Source organism: Odoribacter sp. Z80, from assembly GCF_009935865.1.
GTDB lineage: Bacteria > Bacteroidota > Bacteroidia > Bacteroidales > Marinifilaceae > Odoribacter.
In genome coordinates this window covers 128,659-148,713 of record NZ_QWEL01000005.1, presented here as the reverse complement: position 1 = coordinate 148,713, position 20,055 = coordinate 128,659, and the positions used below count along the sequence as shown (strand labels likewise).

General features: G+C 43.5%; 18 protein-coding genes. 9 read left to right on the top strand and 9 right to left on the bottom strand.

Annotation, left to right across the window (positions count from 1 at the left end; all coding sequences use genetic code 11):
* Nucleotides 1–85: 85 nt before the first annotated feature.
* The 3 genes from D1136_RS06740 (at nt 86) to efp (ending at nt 1,949) form a co-directional block, all read left to right on the top strand.
* Nucleotides 86–787 carry an RDD family protein gene (locus tag D1136_RS06740; RefSeq protein ID WP_161876860.1) on the top strand — a complete coding sequence of 234 codons (702 nt, stop codon included), beginning with the start codon at nt 86–88 and terminating at the stop codon, nt 785–787.
* Nucleotides 788–899: 112 nt separating this feature from the next.
* Nucleotides 900–1,238: a DUF5684 domain-containing protein gene (locus tag D1136_RS06735; protein ID WP_161876859.1), complete on the top strand. Its 339-nt coding sequence runs from the start codon at nt 900–902 to the stop codon at nt 1,236–1,238.
* A gap of 141 nt (nt 1,239–1,379) precedes the next feature.
* Nucleotides 1,380–1,949 carry an elongation factor P gene (gene efp / locus D1136_RS06730; protein ID WP_161876858.1) on the top strand — a complete coding sequence of 190 codons (570 nt, stop codon included), beginning with the start codon at nt 1,380–1,382 and terminating at the stop codon, nt 1,947–1,949.
* A 63-nt stretch (nt 1,950–2,012) separates the two neighbouring features.
* On the opposite strand, the gene rnc is transcribed toward efp, so the two are convergent.
* The 3 genes from rnc to D1136_RS06715 are packed head-to-tail and all read right to left on the bottom strand — an operon-like array spanning nt 2,013 to nt 4,268.
* Complete coding sequence (gene rnc / locus D1136_RS06725) at nt 2,013–2,756, bottom strand: ribonuclease III (RefSeq protein ID WP_161876857.1); 744 nt, start codon at nt 2,754–2,756, stop codon at nt 2,013–2,015.
* Between the two features lie 21 nt (nt 2,757–2,777).
* Nucleotides 2,778–4,016 (bottom strand): beta-ketoacyl-ACP synthase II, encoded by a 1,239-nt coding sequence (fabF, locus tag D1136_RS06720; RefSeq protein WP_161876856.1) that lies wholly within the window; start codon nt 4,014–4,016, stop codon nt 2,778–2,780.
* 15 nt (nt 4,017–4,031) lie between these two features.
* Complete coding sequence (locus tag D1136_RS06715) at nt 4,032–4,268, bottom strand: acyl carrier protein (protein ID WP_161876855.1); 237 nt, start codon at nt 4,266–4,268, stop codon at nt 4,032–4,034.
* A gap of 172 nt (nt 4,269–4,440) precedes the next feature.
* On the opposite strand from D1136_RS06715, the gene purN reads away from it, so the two are divergent.
* From purN to D1136_RS06695, 4 genes are all read left to right on the top strand, one after another.
* Nucleotides 4,441–5,010 carry a phosphoribosylglycinamide formyltransferase gene (purN, locus tag D1136_RS06710; protein WP_161876854.1) on the top strand — a complete coding sequence of 190 codons (570 nt, stop codon included), beginning with the start codon at nt 4,441–4,443 and terminating at the stop codon, nt 5,008–5,010.
* A gap of 5 nt (nt 5,011–5,015) precedes the next feature.
* Nucleotides 5,016–8,780: a DNA polymerase III subunit alpha gene (dnaE, locus tag D1136_RS06705; RefSeq protein WP_161876853.1), complete on the top strand. Its 3,765-nt coding sequence runs from the start codon at nt 5,016–5,018 to the stop codon at nt 8,778–8,780.
* A gap of 105 nt (nt 8,781–8,885) precedes the next feature.
* A complete protein-coding gene (gene trxA / locus D1136_RS06700) occupies nt 8,886–9,203 on the top strand; it encodes a thioredoxin (protein WP_161876852.1) in 318 nt (105 codons plus the stop codon).
* 101 nt (nt 9,204–9,304) lie between these two features.
* The gene (locus D1136_RS06695; RefSeq protein WP_161876851.1) at nt 9,305–10,225 is read left to right on the top strand and encodes a DUF58 domain-containing protein; all 921 of its coding nucleotides are present in this window, start codon (nt 9,305–9,307) and stop codon (nt 10,223–10,225) included.
* A 39-nt stretch (nt 10,226–10,264) separates the two neighbouring features.
* Here the strand turns inward: D1136_RS06695 and D1136_RS06690 are convergent, their stop codons facing one another.
* Genes D1136_RS06690 through rnr form a run of 3 tightly spaced genes read right to left on the bottom strand, consistent with a single transcriptional unit; the run spans nt 10,265 to nt 15,281 of the window.
* Nucleotides 10,265–11,551, bottom strand: coding sequence for a peptidoglycan DD-metalloendopeptidase family protein (locus D1136_RS06690; RefSeq protein ID WP_370461319.1), 1,287 nt, complete (start codon nt 11,549–11,551; stop codon nt 10,265–10,267).
* A gap of 22 nt (nt 11,552–11,573) precedes the next feature.
* The gene (locus tag D1136_RS06685) at nt 11,574–12,998 is read right to left on the bottom strand and encodes a carbon starvation protein A (RefSeq protein ID WP_161876850.1); all 1,425 of its coding nucleotides are present in this window, start codon (nt 12,996–12,998) and stop codon (nt 11,574–11,576) included.
* Nucleotides 12,999–13,001: 3 nt separating this feature from the next.
* Complete coding sequence (rnr, locus tag D1136_RS06680) at nt 13,002–15,281, bottom strand: ribonuclease R (RefSeq protein WP_161876849.1); 2,280 nt, start codon at nt 15,279–15,281, stop codon at nt 13,002–13,004.
* 262 nt (nt 15,282–15,543) lie between these two features.
* Here rnr and D1136_RS06675 point away from each other — a divergent pair, with 262 nt between their 5' ends.
* The gene (locus tag D1136_RS06675; protein ID WP_161876848.1) at nt 15,544–16,974 is read left to right on the top strand and encodes an alkaline phosphatase; all 1,431 of its coding nucleotides are present in this window, start codon (nt 15,544–15,546) and stop codon (nt 16,972–16,974) included.
* A 32-nt stretch (nt 16,975–17,006) separates the two neighbouring features.
* A complete protein-coding gene (locus D1136_RS06670; RefSeq protein ID WP_161876847.1) occupies nt 17,007–17,663 on the top strand; it encodes an outer membrane beta-barrel protein in 657 nt (218 codons plus the stop codon).
* Nucleotide 17,664: 1 nt separating this feature from the next.
* Here the strand turns inward: D1136_RS06670 and D1136_RS10850 are convergent, their stop codons facing one another.
* The 3 genes from D1136_RS10850 to D1136_RS06660 form a co-directional block, all read right to left on the bottom strand.
* A complete protein-coding gene (locus D1136_RS10850) occupies nt 17,665–17,823 on the bottom strand; it encodes a hypothetical protein (RefSeq protein WP_202623082.1) in 159 nt (52 codons plus the stop codon).
* 93 nt (nt 17,824–17,916) lie between these two features.
* Nucleotides 17,917–18,870, bottom strand: coding sequence for a hypothetical protein (locus D1136_RS06665; protein WP_161876846.1), 954 nt, complete (start codon nt 18,868–18,870; stop codon nt 17,917–17,919).
* Between the two features lie 16 nt (nt 18,871–18,886).
* Nucleotides 18,887–20,041, bottom strand: coding sequence for a TlpA disulfide reductase family protein (locus tag D1136_RS06660; RefSeq protein ID WP_161876845.1), 1,155 nt, complete (start codon nt 20,039–20,041; stop codon nt 18,887–18,889).
* Nucleotides 20,042–20,055: the final 14 nt, after the last annotated feature.

Genomic DNA, 20,055 nt, shown 5'->3' with positions numbered 1-20,055 from the left:
TCATAAAAATTTTTGCTCTATAAAGATATACTTTTTGATATAAAAAAACATAAGTTTGCAAATAAAAGACCAAAAATTATTTCCGATGACAATTTCCATAGAAACAGCCCAAAACGTCAATATCACCTATAAACCTGCCGGCTTGCTTCCTCGCATAATAGCTACTGTTATAGATTTGTGTCTTTTGACAGGAATTTTTATTCTCTGCTCTATGTTCAACACGATATTATCCCCAAGTTCGAAATACATTTACGTGGGCATTCTTCTTATCATATTAAGTTGTTATCATTTATTCTTCGAATATTTCCTGAATGGCCGAAGCATCGGCAAACTCACCCTGAACCTGAGAGTAGTACGGACAGACGGACAAAAATTATCTTTTTGGGATTGCCTTCTGCGCTGGGTATTTCGCCTGGTAGACATTACGGCCACCGGTGGTATTTTAGCCATCATTTGCATTATCCTGAGCAAAAAAATGCAACGGTTAGGCGATTTGGCCGCAGGGACAACCGTAATCCAGAACAACAAACAAAGTTCATATTTCAGGCTCACTACGGATGAAATCCCTGAAAACCATGAAATCACCTTTCCCCAGGCAGCCCTACTCTCTGACAAAGATTTCTCCGTTATCAAAGAAGTATATAAAGAAATACAAAAAAATGAAAATCAAAAACTAAGCGAGTCTTTAGCAAAAAAAATAAAAGAATTGACAGGTATTCAAACCGAAATGAAAAATTCTGATTTCATTCGGGTAATCTTGCAGGACTACACTACATTGACAAAATAAAATACGGAATACCCTAAAAAAAGTGAATATTTTTACATTAATAACTTAAAATAATATAATTTTGCGCTTTCAATTCATATATGTGCTAAATTAATTTTAAAATCTAAAAATTATGATTGGAACTATTATTTATCTGGCGATTGTATTAGTAGTACTCGCAGGGCTATGGAAGACTTTTGAAAAGGCTGGTCAACCGGGATGGGGATGTTTAATTCCTATCTACAATGTTTATCTTATGACCCAGATAGCACAAAAACCGGGATGGTGGGTGATTATGTTCTTTATTCCCCTCGTCAACATTATTTTTGCTATCATGCTGTACAATGAGATTGCAAAAAGATTCGGCCAGGGCATCGGATTCACCATCGGTTTAATCCTGCTTCCGTTCATCTTCTTCCCGATGTTAGGATTTGGAGATTATTCTTACAAAGCAGAAACTCCGGTACAGTAATAATTTTATTTCGGATAAAAAATACCCTCCAGGACTCTGGAGGGTATTTTTTTATCCGGAACCTTCTATCTTGTCACTTTCATCTGTTTTTCATATATTTGTCCCCTCAAATAATACATATCAAATATAAATTACGAATAAATGGCAACAACAGCAGATTTCCGTAATGGATTGTGTATCGTATTCAAAGATGATCTATATACAATCGTACAGTTTCAACATGTAAAACCTGGCAAAGGTCCGGCTTTTGTCAGAACAAAGCTGAGAAATGTAAAAACCGGCCGTATCCTGGAAAATACGTTCACCTCAGGTATCAAAATCGATACAGCCCGTATTGAAAGACGTCCCTATCAATTCCTTTACAAGGAAGGAGAAGATTTCGTGATGATGCATACTGAGACTTTCGAGCAAATAAACATTTCGGGCGATCTGATCAATGCACCGCAATTCCTGAAAGAAGGTGACGCCGTAGAAATGGTGGTACACGCCGATACGGAAACTCCGCTTTACGTGGAACTGATGCCCAGCGTAGTATTGGAAGTCACTTATACCGAACCGGGTCTGAAAGGTGATACTGCCTCGTCTACCGCCCTGAAACCGGCAGAAGTGGAAACCGGAGCAAAAGTAATGGTTCCCCTATTTGTGGAAACCGGTGAAAAAATCCGTGTCTCTACTTCAGATGGTTCTTACGTAGAAAGAGTAAGGGAATAATATAACGGACAACCGTTAGTCGACAAAAACTGGATTCTGATGTTCTTATCAGGATTCAGTTTTTTAAATTTCCACCCCTCCGTCAGCCTCCTGTTTCAGGCTGTCAATGACAATACGGGCCGAATTCTGTTCAGCCTCTTTTTTTGAGGAACCTACACCCCGTCCTTTTTCTTCCCCATTGATACAAACCAGGCAAGAGAATTTATTCCGGCGGCCCCGGAAACAAGCTTCTGTCTGAAACTGGATATCCAATTTATTCTTTTGTCCCCATTCAATCAACCGGCTTTTGTAGTTGGTATCTACGGAAACCAGGTCTTTTATATTAAAAAAATTGGGAAAGATAAACTTTTCTATAAAACGTTTGGTACGGACAAATCCCTGGTCGAGAAACATGGCACCGATAAACGCCTCAAACACATCTCCATAAACATGTTTATTCCGGGAAATATCCGACTTTGCCACCACAGCCTTATCGAGGCCAATATAGATAGCCAACTCGTTCAAGGATTCCCGGCTCACGACTTTCGAACGTACACGGGTCAGGAAACCTTCATCTTTATTAGGAAAGAATTTATAAAGCAACTCGGCAACAATAGCTCCCAGCACGGCATCTCCCAAAAACTCCAGACGTTCGTAATTCAGCACCACACCGTTGGCTGCTACTTGAGAAGCCGACTTATGCAAAAGAGCCAAACGATAAAGACTCTTATTACCCGGAACAAAGCCAAGTTGAGAAATAGACAATCCATAAAACTCTCCCTTCCGATTCAGGTAAAGTCTTATGGATTGAATGATTTGTCTAATCACAGTCCAAAATTTAGTACGTGATTATTTTTTAATTACTACACATGCATTGTGCCCGCCAAAGCCAAAAGTATTGCTAATGGCTACATTCACACTTCGTTTCTGGGGTTTACCGAATGTAAAATTCAATTTAGGATCAAGTTCCGGATCCAGATTATGAAGGTTGATTGTCGGAGGGACAATATCATTCTTTACAGCCAAAGTACAAGCAATCGCTTCTACAGCACCGGCAGCTCCCAATAAGTGACCTGTCATGGATTTTGTAGAACTGATATTCAGCTTGTAAGCATGTTCGCCAAACGCTTTAAGGATTGCTGTAGGTTCGGAAAGGTCTCCTAATCCGGTAGAAGTTCCATGAACATTGATATAATCAATATCTTCCGGTTTCATACCTGCATCTTCAAGAGCCAGTAACATCACCTCATAAGCGCCTTCCGAATTCGGAGCTGTCATGTGATAGGCATCACAGTTGCCGGCTCCTCCGGCAATTTCAGCATAAATACGAGCGCCTCTTTTTACGGCATGTTCATACTCTTCAAGAATCAAACAAGCACCTCCCTCGCCGATAACAAAGCCGTCCCGGTCTGCGTCGAAAGGACGGGAAGCTGTTTTCGGGTCATCATTGCGGGTAGAAAGGGCTTTCATTGAATTGAAACCGCCAACACCGGGAACGGTAACGGCAGCTTCAGACCCTCCTGCAACAATAGCATCAGCTTTTCCCAGGCGAATTAAATTCAATGCATCGACAATAGCATGAGCGGAAGAAGCACAAGCAGAGACCGTCGTATAGTTCGGACCTTTCAATCCGTTTTCTATGGCGATCATCGCTCCTCCCATATTCGCTATCATCTTCGGTATAAAGAAAGGGTTGAACCTCGGCGTCCCATCTCCTTTCGAAAAGGTATCACACTCTTCAAAAAAGGTCTGTAAACCACCGATTCCGGCTCCCCAAATCACACCGATCCGTCTCTTATCCGTCTGCTCCAGATCCAAACCTGAATCTTTTATTGCCTCCCGTGCAGCAATGATGCCGAACTGAGTATAAAGATCCATTTTACGAACTTCTTTCTTATCAAAGTATTCAGTCGGTTCGTAGTTTTTCACCTCACAGGCAAACTGGGTACGGAATTTCGATGCATCGAAACGAGTAATAGGACCGGCGCCGCTGACGCCCTTGATTAAGTTGTCCCAAAACTCAGGCACATTATGACCTAAAGGATTGATCGTACCAAGACCTGTAATTACTACTCGTTTCAAATCCATAAAAATGATATTAAATTACTTTACGTTAGCTTCTACGTATGAGATAGCATCACCTACAGTAACAATTTTTTCTGCCTGATCATCGGGAATGGTAATGTTAAATTCTTTCTCCAGTTCCATAATCAGCTCAACAGTATCCAAAGAGTCTGCACCCAGATCATTGGTGAAGGTAGCTTCCGGTTTAACTTCTGATGCATCAACACCCAATTTTTCCTCAATAATCCGTTGTACTCTTTCAGTAATGTCAGACATAGCTTAAAATTTTAATTAGACGTTCTTTTTAATTTCACTCTACACGCAAAAATGCGCATATTTATCTACATTCAGAGGGCAAATTTAGACTTTATTTTTTTCACTGAAAAATTTTTTGCCAATAATTAAACTTTAATTACCTTTATCGTCTTGATATATAACCGATTACATTATGAAAAATTTAGCAATATTTGCCTCAGGCTCAGGTTCTAACGCCGAAAATATCATCCGATATTTTGCACAGAAACCAGAAATCTGCATAAAAAGAGTCTATTGCAACGTCCCGGATGCTTATGTTTTGGAAAGAGCAAAAAAATACAATGTCCCTACACTTGTTTTTAATCGTCCGGAACTTCATAACCCGGAAAAAATATTGCACCAGTTGCAGGAAGAAAAAACGGATTTCATTGTTCTTGCCGGCTTTTTATGGCTGATGCCTCCCTGTATTACCTCTGCTTACACCCAACGCATCATCAACATTCACCCAGCTCTCCTGCCGGCCTATGGCGGGAAAGGCATGTTCGGCCATCATGTTCATGAAGCCGTAATCGCCGCCGGAGAAAAAGAAAGCGGAATTACCATCCATTATGTAAATGACCATTACGACGAAGGAGCTCCTATTTTCCAGGCCAAATGCCCGGTACTCCCCGGTGATACTCCCGACACTCTGGCTGCCCGCGTACATGAACTGGAATATCAGTATTTTCCGGAAGTCATCGAAAAAACCGTTCACAAATTTTAGATTGAATGAAGTTTACTCATTTCCACGTCCACTCACAATATTCCATTCTTGACGGTGCTGCCAGCATCCCGGGATTGATTGAGAAAGCGAAAGCTGATGGGCAAACCGCACTGGCCCTGACAGACCACGGCAATATGTTCGGAATAAAACTATTTTACGACACTTGCCGGCAAAAAGGGATAAAGCCGATTCTCGGATGCGAAGCTTACGTCGCCCGGGTATCCCGGTTCAATAAGGAAAAACCCATTGACCGCTCAGGAGAGCACCTTATTATATTAGCCAAAAACCTCACCGGTTACCGCAATCTGGTAAAACTATGTTCTGCAGCTTTTGTGGACGGCTATTATTATCGTCCCCGAATCGATAAGGAACTTCTCGAAAAGCATCACGAAGGCCTGATCATTTCTTCCGCCTGTCTGGGAGGAGAAATCGACCAGAAAATTATGGCCGGCAATATAGAAGGAGCCGAAGCAGCTGCCCAATGGTATAAAGACCTGCTGGGCGAAGACTATTATCTGGAAGTCATGCGCCACCCGACAGACGACCCCAGACAAAGGGCCGAAATCTATGACAATCAACAATTGTGCATACAAGAGAAAATCAAGATTGCGCGTAAACTGAATATCAAACTCATTGCCACCAATGATGTGCATTTCCTGAATGAAGAAGATGCGGAAGCCCACGATTTGCTAATCTGCCTGAATACCCGCAAGGATATCGATGATCCGAACCGCATGCGCTACACCCGGCAGGAATGGTTTAAAACAATCCGCGAAATGACAGACCTTTTCGCAGATTTGCCCGAAGCCATCGAAAATACACAGGAAATAACTGATAAAATAGAAGAATATGAACTCGATTCCGATCCTCTGATGCCAGTATTCCCGATTCCTCCGGAATTGGGAACCGAAGAGGAATATCGCCGGAAATTCACACAGGAAGATCTTTTCAATGAATTTACCCGGGACGAAAAAGGGAATGTCGTCCTCTCCGAAGAAGAAGCCCATAAAAAGATAAAAAAACTGGGAGGCTACGACCGGCTCTACCGAATCAAACTGGAAGCCGACTACCTCAAGGAACTAACCCTGAAAGGAGTGGTAAAGCGTTACGGTGAAAATCCAGGTCCCGAAATCATGGAACGAATCGTATTTGAGCTTCACATTATGAAGACAATGGGTTTTCCAGGTTACTTCCTCATCGTACAGGATTTTATCCAGGCTGCCCGTGACATGGGGGTTATCGTAGGACCCGGCCGGGGCTCTGCCGCCGGCAGCGCCGTAGCCTACTGCCTCGGAATCACGAACATCGACCCTGTAAAATACGACCTGCTGTTCGAGCGTTTCCTTAATCCGGACCGTATTTCCCTGCCTGATATCGATGTCGATTTCGACGACGATGGACGCCAAAGAGTTTTGGAATGGGTTACCCAGAAATACGGACAGGATAAAGTTTCACATATCGTAACTTTCGGCAGTATGGCCGCCAAAATGGCCATCAAAGATGTCGCACGGGTACTGAAACTCGAACTTGCGGAAGCCAATCGCCTTGCCAAAATGGTGCCGGAGGCTCCCAAAATGACCCTCAAAAAAGCTTACAAAGAAAATCCCGAACTGGAGAAAGAGAAACAATCCCTCAATCCTCTCATCTCCAAAACCATCCAGTTTGCCGAAACCTTAGAAGGCTCCATCCGCCAGACCGGAGTACATGCGTGCGGAATCCTCATCAGCCGCGACCCCCTAACCGACCATATCCCGATTATGCCGACCGAAGGAGAAAGCCTGATGACTACCCAGTATGACGGTCACTTTGTTGAGCCCATCGGACTGATAAAAATGGACTTTTTGGGCCTTCGCACCCTTTCCATTATCAAAACCTGTTTGGAGAATATCAAAAAATCCAAACATCTGGTATTGGACGAAAATGCCATTCCCCTCGATGATAAGGAAACCTTCGAACTGTTTTCACGAGGAGATACCACCGGATTATTTCAATTTGAGTCGCCGGGAATGAAAAAACACCTTCGCGCTTTGCAACCCAACCGCTTTGAAGACCTGGTAGCCATGAATGCCCTTTACCGTCCGGGACCTATGGAATATATACCCCAATTTATCCGGCGTAAACACGGAGAAGAGCCTATCGAATACGACCATCCCATGATGGAGTCCTTCTTGAAAGATACTTACGGAATTACAGTATATCAGGAACAGGTGATGCTCCAATCGCGGGCCCTGGGATTATTCACCCGAGGAGAGTCCGACACTTTGCGAAAAGCCATGGGGAAGAAAAAATTCGAGTTGCTGGCGGAACTGAAAGGCAAATTCGTAGAAGGCTGCAAAAACAATCCGGAATTCGTCAAAGGCGCCCAGGAAAAAGGAAAGAATATCGAAGACCTCGTGAACAAAATCTGGGGAGACTGGGAAGCATTCGCTTCTTATGCTTTCAACAAATCCCATTCGGTGTGCTATGCCTACATTGCCTATCAGACAGGTTTTCTGAAAGCCCACTATCCGGCCGAGTTCATGGCCGCCAACTTAAGTAATAACCTGTCGGATATTACCAAGGTAACCGTATTCATGGACGAGTGCAAACGCATGGGATTAAATGTACTGGCACCCGATGTCAATGAATCCTATAATGACTTCACAGTAAACTCCCACGGGCAGATTCGTTTCGGCATGGCCGCCATCAAAGGAGTAGGAGAAGCAGCAGTGGAAAGAATTATTGAAGAACGGGAAAAAAACGGCCCCTACCGAGATGTTTACGACTTCTTCGAACGCATCGACTATAAAGCTGTAAACAAAAAAACTCTGGAAAACCTGGTTACAGCAGGAGGATTAGACAGTTTCGGGTTTCATCGGGCCCAATATTTCAAACTGGTAGACGCCAACACAACAATTCTGGACACCTTAGTGAACTACGGACAGAAAAACCAGCAAGACGCCCTCAGTATGCAAGCCACCCTGTTCGGGGAGCTTGAAGGTTTTGAGATAGCCAAACCCAACATACCGGATTGTGAACCCTGGCATGACTATGAAAAGTCGAAAAAAGAAAAAGAACTCATTGGCATTTACCTGACTTCCCATCCCCTGGACCCTTTCAAGCTGGAAATGCAATTACTCTGCACTCCTCTGGAAGAAATAAACGGCGGTTTGGATAATTTCAAAGGAAGGGAGGTCACCATTGCCGGAATCATCACATCCAGACGGGAAGGAAAGACCAAAACCGGCAAAGACTTTGGCATCCTCACCATAGAAGATTTCAGCGGAACATACGAACTGGCTTTTTTCGGAAAAGACTACGCCGATTTCCATCAATATTTCATTGACGAAACCTCTATTTATGTCAAAGGGAAGATAGGACCGAAATGGGGAAAAGAAGGCAACGAGCTCACCTTTAATATCCAGAGCGTAGGCCTTTTGGAAACCATAGCAGAGAATGCCATCCGCTCCATTACCCTGCTGGTGGATATTGAAAAACTGACAATAGAAACGGTAACGGAAATCCACGACCTTTTCACCACCGACATCAACAGCGAAACCTATAAAGCAACTCAACAAAAAGCAGTGCAGCAAAAAACACAAAAAAATGCCAACCCGGAAGACTTTGAGGAACCCTCGGCCAAAAACAACGATATTCCTCTGAATTTCATGTTGTTTGACCGACAGGGGAACCATGTCAAGATGTTTTCCAGAACCTGTAAAATAAGGAAATCCAGAGAATTGTATGAATATTTTGAAAATAACGAAGCTATTAAAATGAAGATCAGCTAAAACCAAATTTTAACGTTCTATTATTAAACGGAATCCTTTATATCTGTAAATTTGTTGTAACTTAGCGGAGAAAATATGAATATCTAACTTTTAAACAATAACATTATGGCTATAGCAGTAAATGATTCTAATTTTGAGGAAGTAGTCCTTAAATCAGAACAACCCGTATTGGTAGACTTTTGGGCAGAATGGTGCGGACCTTGCAAAATGATGCTTCCGATTGTAGAAGAACTTTCCAATGAATTCGAAGGTAAAATTACAGTAGCTAAAGTTGACGTAGACAACAATCAGGGAACAGCAGCCAAATTCGGCATCCGTAACATCCCGACCATCCTGTTCTTCAAGGGAGGAGCAGTCGTAGACAAACAAGTAGGAGCAGTTCCCAAAGCTTCTTTGGTTGAAAAAATCAACAAACTTTTATAATTTGTTTCAAAATCCGGATGTTCAAACATTCGAATCTCTATGGATTTGAGTGTTTGAACATTTGAATTTTATTCAGTTTCCTCTCATTGAAAATCAGCCATATGGAATCTCTGGAAGACGTCATCAGATATGAACAGTTCGACAACCTGGAGTTTATTGCTTCTCAAATTGTGGCCGGTTTTATCACAGGACTTCACAGAAGTCCTTACCACGGATTTTCCGTAGAATTTGCTGAACATCGGGTATACAACAACGGAGAATCCACCAAACACGTCGACTGGAAACTTTACGGACGAACCGAGAAGCTTTTTGTCAAGCAATATGAAGAAGAAACCAACCTGCGGTCTTATCTGGTTCTGGATACGTCTTCGTCCATGCTGTTTCCCTATCATTCCCCTAAGAACTCCAAACTGAGCTTTTCCGTCTATTGTGCTGCGGCCTTGATTCATATGCTCCGCAAACAAAGGGATGCTTCCGGACTTTGCCTCTTTTCTGACAAAATAGAAACTCTCACCGATGCAAAGCTCAGCAGCACACATCTTCAGATGATGTATACCCACTTGCAGCACCTTCTGAAAGAAAATGCAGTTCCTTTAAATAAAACGACTTCCACTGCCGAAGTGCTTCATCAACTCGCCGACACCATTCAGAAAAGATCACTGGTTATCCTGTTCTCCGACATGTTTGCAAATAACAATACGGAAGAACTGTTCTCGGCCTTGCAACATCTTCGTTACAACAAACACGAGATTATCCTCTTTCACGTCAAAGACAAACGGATGGAAGAAGACTTTGAATTTTCCAACCGTCCCCATTTATTTATTGACATGGAAAGCGGACGGGAGATTAAATTTTCCCCCAATGAAATCCGGGAAACCTATAAACAAAAAATAGCCGAATTTTATCAAAACCTCAAACTGCGTTGCGGTCAATTCCACATAGACTTTGTGGAAGCAGACATAAACGCCGGCTTCCGGGATGTACTTCTGCCCTATCTAATCAAACGGAATAAACTCTATTGAATCTGTATTCATCCGGCCAGGGACAAAATTCCCCGCCCTTTAAAAGAAGGATGGAGAGATACTATCCTGGGGAAGAGGATCAGAAATCTGGTCCAACATCCGGACTACCGAATCCCGGACTACCATAAACTGAGGCATATTATCCTTGCTCACCGGTTTTTTCGGCTGGGATTTAATAGTCAGCGGATTAATGGGTCTGCCGTTTTCATACACCCGGAAATCCAGGTGCGGTCCCGTTGCTAAACCCGTCGCGCCAACATAACCGATAACTTCCTTCTGCTTTACGGCAGAGCCTACCTTTATCCCTTTCGCAAAACGGGACAAATGCATATAAACAGTAGTATAAACACTATTGTGTTTTACCTTCAGGTAATTTCCTCCTCCCTTCGCCTGATACCCTTTCGCAATCACCTTACCGCTTCCGATAGCATAAACCGGTGTACCCGTAGGTGCTGCATAATCCACCCCGTGATGAGCCCGGTATTTCTTCAGAACCGGGTGGAAACGACTATTGGAGAAACGCGAAGAAATCCGGAAAAAATCCAGAGGAGCTTTCAGGAATGCACCTTCCAGACTATTCCCTTTTTCACTGTAATAAAGCATTTCACCATCCTGTACAAAAGGAATTGCATAATAAGTACTGTCAGCATGCCGGAACGAAGCTCCCAAAACATTGAAATTGAGCAGACTCTTTCCGTCTACATATTCCTGCTCATAAACAACCCGAAATTCATCTTGTTTCTGCAAGCCGAAGAAATCAATAGACCAACCGAAGATATTCGCCAACACCACTGCCAGATGCGGATCGGTTTCATACTTCTGCATAGCCAACCACAAAGAAGATTCCACAATCCCTTTTACCTCTTTCCGCCGCCATTCTACGGGATTTTGTCCCCTTGTCACCTTGTAATCTCCCTGTAAATCAAAAACGACATACGAACGGGGATCTTCTTCATAAACAAAAAAAGCTGTCTTCGGCAAACTATCCCGGGTGGAAAAAACCGCATATGCCTGTCCGCTTTTAATCCGGCGGACATCAAAAACCCCTTTCGCCTTCTCGCCCAGCAGATATACTTCCCGGACGGATAACCCATGCTTTTCCAGAATAGTGGAAAGACTCTGATTGCGCTTTACGAAACCGTAATCCACATCATAATCATCCACCGGAATACCATATTTATAAACAATTTCCTTTACTTCTACCGAGTCTGTCACTTCCACCTCATCCAGAGGCTCCGCCTCCTTATTCTTAGGTATAAAAATCACCACTAACAACACAATCCCCAAAAGAGAAGAAAAAATAATCTGTTTCTTTTTATTCATCATACAAAAATACAATAAAGGAATTTCAAAAACTTTTCATTCTTCCGGTCTTCCAAACCACAAACCAAACAACAGCAACACCCGCACATCCTATCCCGACGCCGTAAGATATCATCCGGTCCAGACAGAAACCCTCCGGAGCAATACACAAATATGTAGAGCATACACAGGTCATAAACAAAGCCGGAATAAAGGTAATCCAATAATTCTTCGCCGCTCTGGCCAGATACACCGTAACGGCCCACAAGGTAAACACCGACAATGTCTGATTTGACCAGGCAAAATAACGCCAAATCATATCAAACCCCTCCACATCCCGCAGGCTATACAGCAAAATTCCTATTGCAGCGACAAACATAGGAAGGCAAATATACAAACGTCTGCGAATACTTCGTTGTTCGAGATCCATAAAATCGGCCACAATCAACCGGGCGGAACGGAAAGCCGTATCCCCGGAAGTAATCGGCGCCGCCACAACCCCCAGAATAGCCAGCACCCCACCGACAGTGCCTAACCAGCTTTTAGTGATAGAGTCCACAATCACCGCTGCATTACTCTCCCCCATACCATTTCCATGATAAAAATAAGTCGCAGCCGCAGCCCAGATTAAAGCCACAATGCCTTCCGTAATCATCGCACCATAAAATACCGGCCGGCCATATCTCTCACTTTTCATACAACGGGCCATCATAGGCGACTGGGTTGCATGAAATCCGGAAATAGCACCGCACGCTATACTCACAAACATAATGGGAAAAACCGGCAATACCGAAACATTCGGATGTGTGTTCTCCAAACCTTCCCACAGTTCCGGTAAAGCCGGATGATGAACATACAACATCACCAGAATACCGACTGCCATAAACAGCAAAGCAATGGCAAAAACCGGGTAAATCTTACCGATAATTTTATCCACCGGCAGTAAAGTAGCCAGAATATAATAAATGAATACAACAATAATCCAAAAAGCAACATCCATATAATCGGGTGTCAGCTTAGCCAATAAACCGGCAGGTCCGGCTACAAAAACAGCTCCCACCAACACCATCAGGACCACTGTAAAGCCACGCATGATCTGCTTTGTCGTAGTTCCCAGATAACGGCCAATAATTTCCGGCAGGCTTTCTCCCCCATGCCGGACAGACAACATCCCCGCCAGAAAATCATGGGTCGCACCGGCAAAAATGCTGCCCAACACAATCCACAGATAAGAAGCCGTACCAAATTTAGCCCCCATAATTGCCCCGAATATCGGCCCTAAACCGGCAATATTCAGAAACTGAATCATAAAAATCTTCCAGGCAGGCAAAGGAATATAATCCACACCATCTGCCCTGGTCAAAGCCGGAGTAAGCCGGTTATTATCCGGACCGAAAACCCGTTCGACAAAACGTCCGTACACAAAATAACCGGCAACAAGTACCAACAAACAAATGGTAAATGAAATCATCGCTTATCTATTTTTATTCTTTCCTTTTTTCCGTTCCGGTTTCGCCTTTTCTTTCCTTCTCCGGGATTTGGATTTGAAGCCCTCCTTTTGAACCGCCTGACCTGTTCCCTCCTTTTCATGTATTACAGACTTCGACGGCAAGGATTCTTTCACCAATTCAAAATCCAACTGGCGGGCTACCAGATTAGCTTTTGCCACCCGAATCCGCACCGAATCGCCCAACTGATACTCCTTATGATAATGCCGGCCGACAATCCGGTAGTTGGTTTCATCAAACTCATAATAATCATCATCCAATTCTGTCATAGACACCAATCCCTCGCATTTGGAATCATCCAGCTCCACATAAAACCCCCACTGCGTAACGCCTGAAATCGTACCCGTAAAATCCTCCCCTAACTTATCCGACATATACTCCACCTGCTTATACTTGATGGAAGAACGTTCTGCATTAGCAGCCACCTGTTCCATATCCGAAGAATGTTTACAATATTCCTCGAATTTCTCCTTATTAACCGAACGCCCCTCTTCCAGATAACGTTGCAATAAACGATGGACCATCACATCCGGATAACGACGGATAGGAGAGGTAAAATGAGTATAAAAATCAAAAGCAAGACCGTAATGCCCGATATTATCGGTGGAATAAGCAGCCTTAGCCATAGTCCTGACAGCCAGGGTTTCAATCATATTTTGTTCAGGCTTGTCTTTCACCTCCTGCATCAGATGATTCATTGAAGTGGTTAAAGCTTTACGGCTTCCCGTTTTCACAGCATATCCGAAACGGGAGACAAAACGGTTGAAACTTTCCAACTTCTCCGGCATCGGTTGCTCATGAACACGATAAACAAAAGTCTTGGGTTTTTTCCCTGCTTTCGGTTTACCGATCTGCTCTGCCACTTTTTTATTTGCCAACAGCATAAACTCTTCAATCAGTTTATTGGCTTCTTTCGAACGTTTAAAATAAACTCCGACGGGACGTCCCTTTTCATCTAAGTCGAATTTCACTTCCACCCGGTCAAAATCAATTGCTCCGGCCTTAAACCGCTCCGCCCGTAATCTTTCGGCCAGTCCATTCAGTAACACAATCTCCTCTTTATAATCGCCTTCTCCGCCTTCAATCAGTTCCTGGGCCTCTTCATAAGTAAAACGACGGTTCGAACGGATTACCGTACGCCCGAACCATTGGTCCAACACCTGCGCATCGGCATCCATCTTAAAGACAGCCGAGAAGCACAGTTTATCCTCATCGGGACGTAAAGAGCAGACTCCGTTGCTCAAACGCTCCGGAAGCATCGGAATCGTACGGTCCACCAAATACACCGATGTGGCCCGCCCGTATGCTTCCTTATCCAGAACGGAATTTTCTCTGACATAATAGCTGACATCCGCAATATGGACACCTACTTCATAAATCCCCTCCTTTAATTTCCTGACAGAAAGTGCATCATCAAAATCCTTCGCATCTTTCGGGTCAATGGTGAAAGTAACCACATTCCGGAAATCCCTCCGTCTTCCGATTTCCGCATCCGGAATCTCCAAAGGAATTTTTTCTGCTGCCTTCAACACTGCAGGAGAAAATTTCACCGGCAATTCATATTCCGCCATGATAGCGTTCATTTCCGTATCATTATCTCCCGGTTTTCCCAACACCTCTATCACCTCTCCCACGGGATTCTTCTGGCTTTCCGGCCAATCTTTTATTTTCACCACCACTTTATCTCCATTCTCCGCACCGTTTAAATGCTCCATAGGAATAAACACATCATAGGGCAACTGCTTTCCTGTCGGAATCAAAAAAGCATAATTAGCCGATTTCTGGACAATGCCGACAAAAGTACCCTTCCGCCGTTCAAGAATTTCCACAACCTCTCCTTCCAACCGGCGATTACGACTCCGGGCATACACCAGCACCTTCACCTTGTCTCCGTTCAAAGCATGCTTTAAATTGGGGAAAGCCACAAAAATATCCTCTTCACTCTCGCCGGACAAAATATAAGCAGCTCCTTTAGCGGTCAATTCCACTTCACCCGTAAGATAAGCCCCCGAACGCTTCATCCGGTATCTTCCCATAGAAACTTCTTCCAGTTCCCCATCCCCCGCCATTTCACGGAGGACTTCCGATATTTGTCTCTTCGTTTCCATGGACTTTATCTGCAAACGCATAGCCAACTGCTTATAATTAAAGCTTTCGCCCGGATGATTGGCTATTATCGTACTGAGCCGCTTCCGCACCTCCGTCTTGCCCATCCCCGGCTCCATTTTCTTTTTTTTCTTACCCATACAGGTTTAATTTAATTTTGATTTTCAACTGTCCTGAAATTTCCCGATTTTTTAAATTGCAATTCCTCCGACGCTCTAAAATTAATGATTATAAAAACAAAAACTCCGTTTGTGTCTTGTTTTTATCGAACAAAAGATAAAATCTCTTCCTTTTATCTATGAACACTATAAAATTTACTGCTAAAACCGTCAATTTCATCAGGTCCTGTTGTAAATATGTAATAATTTAAGACTACATTTGCACAAACAACTGAAAAGATTCATGAAAAAGACTTTCTATTTACTCACCTTCCTGACTGCTGTAATTGTATTATTCCCACAATGTCAGCAAGCTTCGCAAGAGAAAAAAGCAAAATACGTATTCTATTTTATCGGAGACGGCATGGGAGTTAATCAGGTAAACGGCACTGAAATGTATTTGGCGGAAAAAGAAGGGTATATCGGGATAAAACCCTTAAACTTCACTCAATTTCCGGTAACTAATTTTGCCACAACCTATTCAAAATACAATTCGGTAACATGCTCCGCCGCTTCAGGTACGGCTTTGGCTTCCGGCACAAAGACCAAAAACAACACCATCGGCATGGACAGCCTCCGGGCAGCTCCTTTATACAGCATAGCAGTAAAAGCAAAAGAAGCAGGCCAGAAAGTGGGAATCACCACCACGGCAAGCATTGACCACGCAACTCCGGCCGCCTTTTATGCCCACCAACCCGACCGGAACATGTACTACGAAATTGCTACGGACCTTCCCAAAACCGGGTTTGACCTATACGCAGGTTCCGGATTTCTGCGTCCCGTAAATAAAAAAGATTCTACGGCTGCCCCTATTTTTCAAATCCTGCAGGATTCCGGTTACCTTGTTGTCAGAGGAACAAAAGAATTTAACGAAAAAGCCGGCTCTGCCCAAAAGGTCGTATTTCTCCAGGAAGAACAAGCATCTCCCAAATGTTTACCTTACGCCATCGACCGGCAGGATAACGACTTAACATTAGCCCAAATCACCGAGAATGCCATCCGTTTTCTGACAAAAGACAATAAAAACGGTTTCTTTCTCATGACAGAGGGAGGAAAAATTGACTGGGCCTGCCACAATAATGATGCAGCCACCGTCTTCAATGAAGTGGAAGACTTTGCAAAAGCCATACAAAAAGCACTGGATTTTTATCACCAACATCCGGACGAAACTCTGATTGTCATTACGGCAGACCATGAAACCGGAGGTATTGTTTTAGGGAAAGGCCCTTATAAATTGAATTTAAATGTCCTGCAACACCAGAAAACATCCGAAGAGCAACTGACAGAAATGATTAAGGCCCTGCGTAAAGAAAAAAACAACAAAGTAAGCTGGGAAGAAATACAAGCCCTTCTGGCCGAACAAATGGGTTTCTGGAAAACTGTTCCATTAAATGAAAAACAGGAAAAAGAACTGAAAGAAGTATACCGCTCTTCCTTCCGGGGAGAAAAAGTAGAGCTGGAGAAAAACCTCTACTCCTCTAATGAACCTTTAGCAGGAAAAGCCGTTAAGATTCTGAACAGCATTGCATTGGTCGGCTGGACCAGTGGGGGACACTCGGCAGGCGTTGTTCCCGTATATGCTATCGGAACCGGTTCAGAACTATTCCAAGGGAAACTGGATAATATTGATATTCCGCGTAAAATTGCTCAGGCTGCCGGTTACGATCAAAACTAAAGAAAAAAGAATCACAAACTGATATAAACAACATGAAACGTGCTATCTTCTTTCTTATATTCGGAATCATAACCATAGAAAGCTACGGTCAACTGGTCAGAAGAAAAGATTATGATGCAGCATTTGCTTTACAAGCAGGAGGAGGCAGTGGAATACTAACTACGTTTCATCATCCCGTTTTATCCCTCACACCCACCGCCGGACTCAAAATGACTTTTCCTTTTACTCGGAAATGGTTTCTGGGAAGTGAAATAAACTACGAGCAACTAAAATACAAAGTTCATAAACAGGTAAATACACCATGGGGAAACCTTCAGGAAAAACAAAAAGCCACTTTTGATTTAAAACAAGTGGGCATACCCGTCTACCTGAAATATATGTTAAACTGCAATAAGGCAAGCCTCCTGTTCGGAATTTACGGAAGCTATACCTTTGATGCCCAATTCACCACCTCGTTCAACGAAGAATCCGATGCGGGAAATGACAACATGGAAGATTGGAACGCTGGAATAGTCATAGGGTACGAACACCGCCTTGCCAAACACTTGAATGTAATGTGCCGCATCAATGCCGGGGTCAGGGAAGTCGTCCGGGATTACAAACTGTTTGGGGACAAACTGTTCCCTGTATCAGCATGCCTCACCCTAAGTTATGACATCTTACGTATCGGTGATTGCGGATGCGACTGACTTATTCTTCCGGACTTTGTCCGATAACAGCCGGAACATTAGTCGTTTCCAGCTCCTCATTTTCAACAATCAGTGTCCGGGCAAAAAGCCAGTAAAGAAGCAATACACATACGACGATAACCCCTATCGTCACCCAAACATTATTTTTCTTTTTTTCCATGTCTGTCCTTTTGGTGTTTTCCAGTTAAAACGAAATTCACACCAGTTGGTTTCCGGAAATCACAATTATTCCTGAAAAAACATCCAAGTAATGTTACTCTTTAGCACAACAAGCCAAATACCGGGCTTTCCATTCCGGATCAGTGAGATACCGGTTGCATAATCCGCTCAGCTCTTCCGTATTCGCATTTCCGAAAGAGTCTATATATTCTGTTGCATAGATTAAAATCAACGGCTGTTTTACTTTCTCATTAATAAAATGTTCTCCTATGTATTTTACATTACAAAGCAATCTTTCATAATAACCGTTCACTTTTTGTCCTTCCCGTCTGGCAAACAAAATAGCCGCTTCCCGAATAAAAGACCTGTACTCCGGAACAGAAACCAATTTCTCATTTTCCACCATATATTCCTGCAACACCTGATAATAATCTTCTCCCGGTTGAAAAGCTGTATCCCCGGAAACCGACGCATATCCCATTGGATACATAAACCATGCATGGGCATACAGATATTTAATCCGTTCCCGTTCCAACCGGTCAAACAAGGGATTGACAGCCTCTAAATCATGTGCATCCAACATCTCCAGCGCTTCATTTCTTTTGACCCCCAACGTCTTCTTATATTCTGCCACCGGAACAGCCAATGCCTTCAAGCCTTCTTCCGAATAGTCAATTCCGGACGGATACCTTACCGCCTCCGCATTCAAAAAGTCCACTGCCGAAGCATTCTTTCCCTCAAACAGAATACCTTCCCGAAACTTTCCTCCGTCAAAAGAGACCTTCACCTCCTCTCCTTCTTCCAGAAAAAGGAGTTTGGAATCCTGACCATATTGTAAATGAGCATAAGCATAACCGGGTATTTCCACCCTGATTTCGGCACATCCCCGAGCATCTAACTCCGATTGTACGGATGCTCCATTCAAAAACAATCCGATTTTAGGATAAGTCATATGCCCGACTTTCACACAAACAACAGCCTCACGGGAATTTTTCTTCTGGCAAGACACCACCGTGCAAAGCAAAATAACAAACAGTAAATTTCTCATGTTCTTATTATTATGATTAATCGAACTTTTCACATAAAAGTATATTCAACCATCCTCCCCGGGCATTAAAATCAATTACCTTCCCCTCATCGTCCAACATAATGGAATAAGGCACACCACTCCCCTCATAAGCCCTGAAAACAGATTTTTCCGGATATTTACGCGCATTCCAATCCTGCAACTGAATCCAGGGCATCTGCTCCTGTGCCAGCGCTTTCTTCCAGGCTTCCGGATCCACGTCAATAGAAACGCTCACAATGTCAAACCCTCTGGAATGGTATTTCGCATAGGCTTCCTTCATGTATGGAATCTCTTCCCGGCAAGGAGTACACCAGGATGCCCAAAATTCCAGTAAAGTATAATGTCCGGGAATTACATAATCCGAAATTTTTTTTATTTCCCCTTCCGGAGTAGCCAACTCCATATCCAAAAAAGGTTGTCCCAAAAACACTTTTTTCTGCCTGAACAAATCCCTGAAATCCTTTCCGGGTTCAGAACTTTGCAACCCGGCAGGAAAAACGGACCAAAGCTGTTCCATTTCCTCCAAGCCCAGAGCAGATTGTCTTTCACACAATTCCCGGGCCACATAAAAACTCACAGGCGAATCGGGATGGTCTTTAATATACTGCATCCGGAAAGAACGCAATTGTCTCTTACGCTCCGTCATTTCCCGGGCCAGCTCCATAGCACGTGTTTCGTCCTCCTTCACATACTGGGCCTCCCGGTATTGACTTCCCAAAAGTCCCAACTCCAACTGTCGCTCCAGATTCCGGCAGGCATTCCGGTACGCCTCATATTCCTGTTGGGCAACCGAAGAACCGGTCACTTGAAATTCCGGCAGGTCCCCGGAATAACCACAGTCTATCCGCACATCCACACTGTCCAAATATACCGGACACTGGTAAACCAATGAAGGATTTTGACGCGAAGGGTCTAAATAAATCATCACTTTACAATAACGGGATATCGCAAACTTTCCCTTCAACTGAAATTTCCCTCCGGAAATAACTGCACTATCAGCAACATAAGGAGTATTCACATCCGAAACAAGCAATTCCACCCTTCTTCCTTCCCATCCCTCCGGAACATTCCCCGTCAGAACATACCCGTCATGCGAAACACAGCCGGCCGTCCATAACAAAAACCAAACGGAATACAACAAATATTTCATTCTTCTATTGTTAA

Coding starts and splice junctions, on each gene's coding strand:
- D1136_RS06740 (WP_161876860.1), top strand. CDS start 86: ATGACAATTTCCATAGAAACAGCCCAAAACGTCAATATCACCTATAAA.
- D1136_RS06735 (WP_161876859.1), top strand. CDS start 900: ATGATTGGAACTATTATTTATCTGGCGATTGTATTAGTAGTACTCGCA.
- efp (WP_161876858.1), top strand. CDS start 1,380: ATGGCAACAACAGCAGATTTCCGTAATGGATTGTGTATCGTATTCAAA.
- fabF (WP_161876856.1), bottom strand. CDS start 4,016: ATGGATTTGAAACGAGTAGTAATTACAGGTCTTGGTACGATCAATCCT.
- D1136_RS06715 (WP_161876855.1), bottom strand. CDS start 4,268: ATGTCTGACATTACTGAAAGAGTACAACGGATTATTGAGGAAAAATTG.
- purN (WP_161876854.1), top strand. CDS start 4,441: ATGAAAAATTTAGCAATATTTGCCTCAGGCTCAGGTTCTAACGCCGAA.
- dnaE (WP_161876853.1), top strand. CDS start 5,016: ATGAAGTTTACTCATTTCCACGTCCACTCACAATATTCCATTCTTGAC.
- trxA (WP_161876852.1), top strand. CDS start 8,886: ATGGCTATAGCAGTAAATGATTCTAATTTTGAGGAAGTAGTCCTTAAA.
- D1136_RS06695 (WP_161876851.1), top strand. CDS start 9,305: ATGGAATCTCTGGAAGACGTCATCAGATATGAACAGTTCGACAACCTG.
- D1136_RS06690 (WP_370461319.1), bottom strand. CDS start 11,551: ATGATGAATAAAAAGAAACAGATTATTTTTTCTTCTCTTTTGGGGATT.
- D1136_RS06685 (WP_161876850.1), bottom strand. CDS start 12,998: ATGATTTCATTTACCATTTGTTTGTTGGTACTTGTTGCCGGTTATTTT.
- rnr (WP_161876849.1), bottom strand. CDS start 15,281: ATGGGTAAGAAAAAAAAGAAAATGGAGCCGGGGATGGGCAAGACGGAG.
- D1136_RS06675 (WP_161876848.1), top strand. CDS start 15,544: ATGAAAAAGACTTTCTATTTACTCACCTTCCTGACTGCTGTAATTGTA.
- D1136_RS06670 (WP_161876847.1), top strand. CDS start 17,007: ATGAAACGTGCTATCTTCTTTCTTATATTCGGAATCATAACCATAGAA.
- D1136_RS10850 (WP_202623082.1), bottom strand. CDS start 17,823: ATGGAAAAAAAGAAAAATAATGTTTGGGTGACGATAGGGGTTATCGTC.
- D1136_RS06665 (WP_161876846.1), bottom strand. CDS start 18,870: ATGAGAAATTTACTGTTTGTTATTTTGCTTTGCACGGTGGTGTCTTGC.
- D1136_RS06660 (WP_161876845.1), bottom strand. CDS start 20,041: ATGAAATATTTGTTGTATTCCGTTTGGTTTTTGTTATGGACGGCCGGC.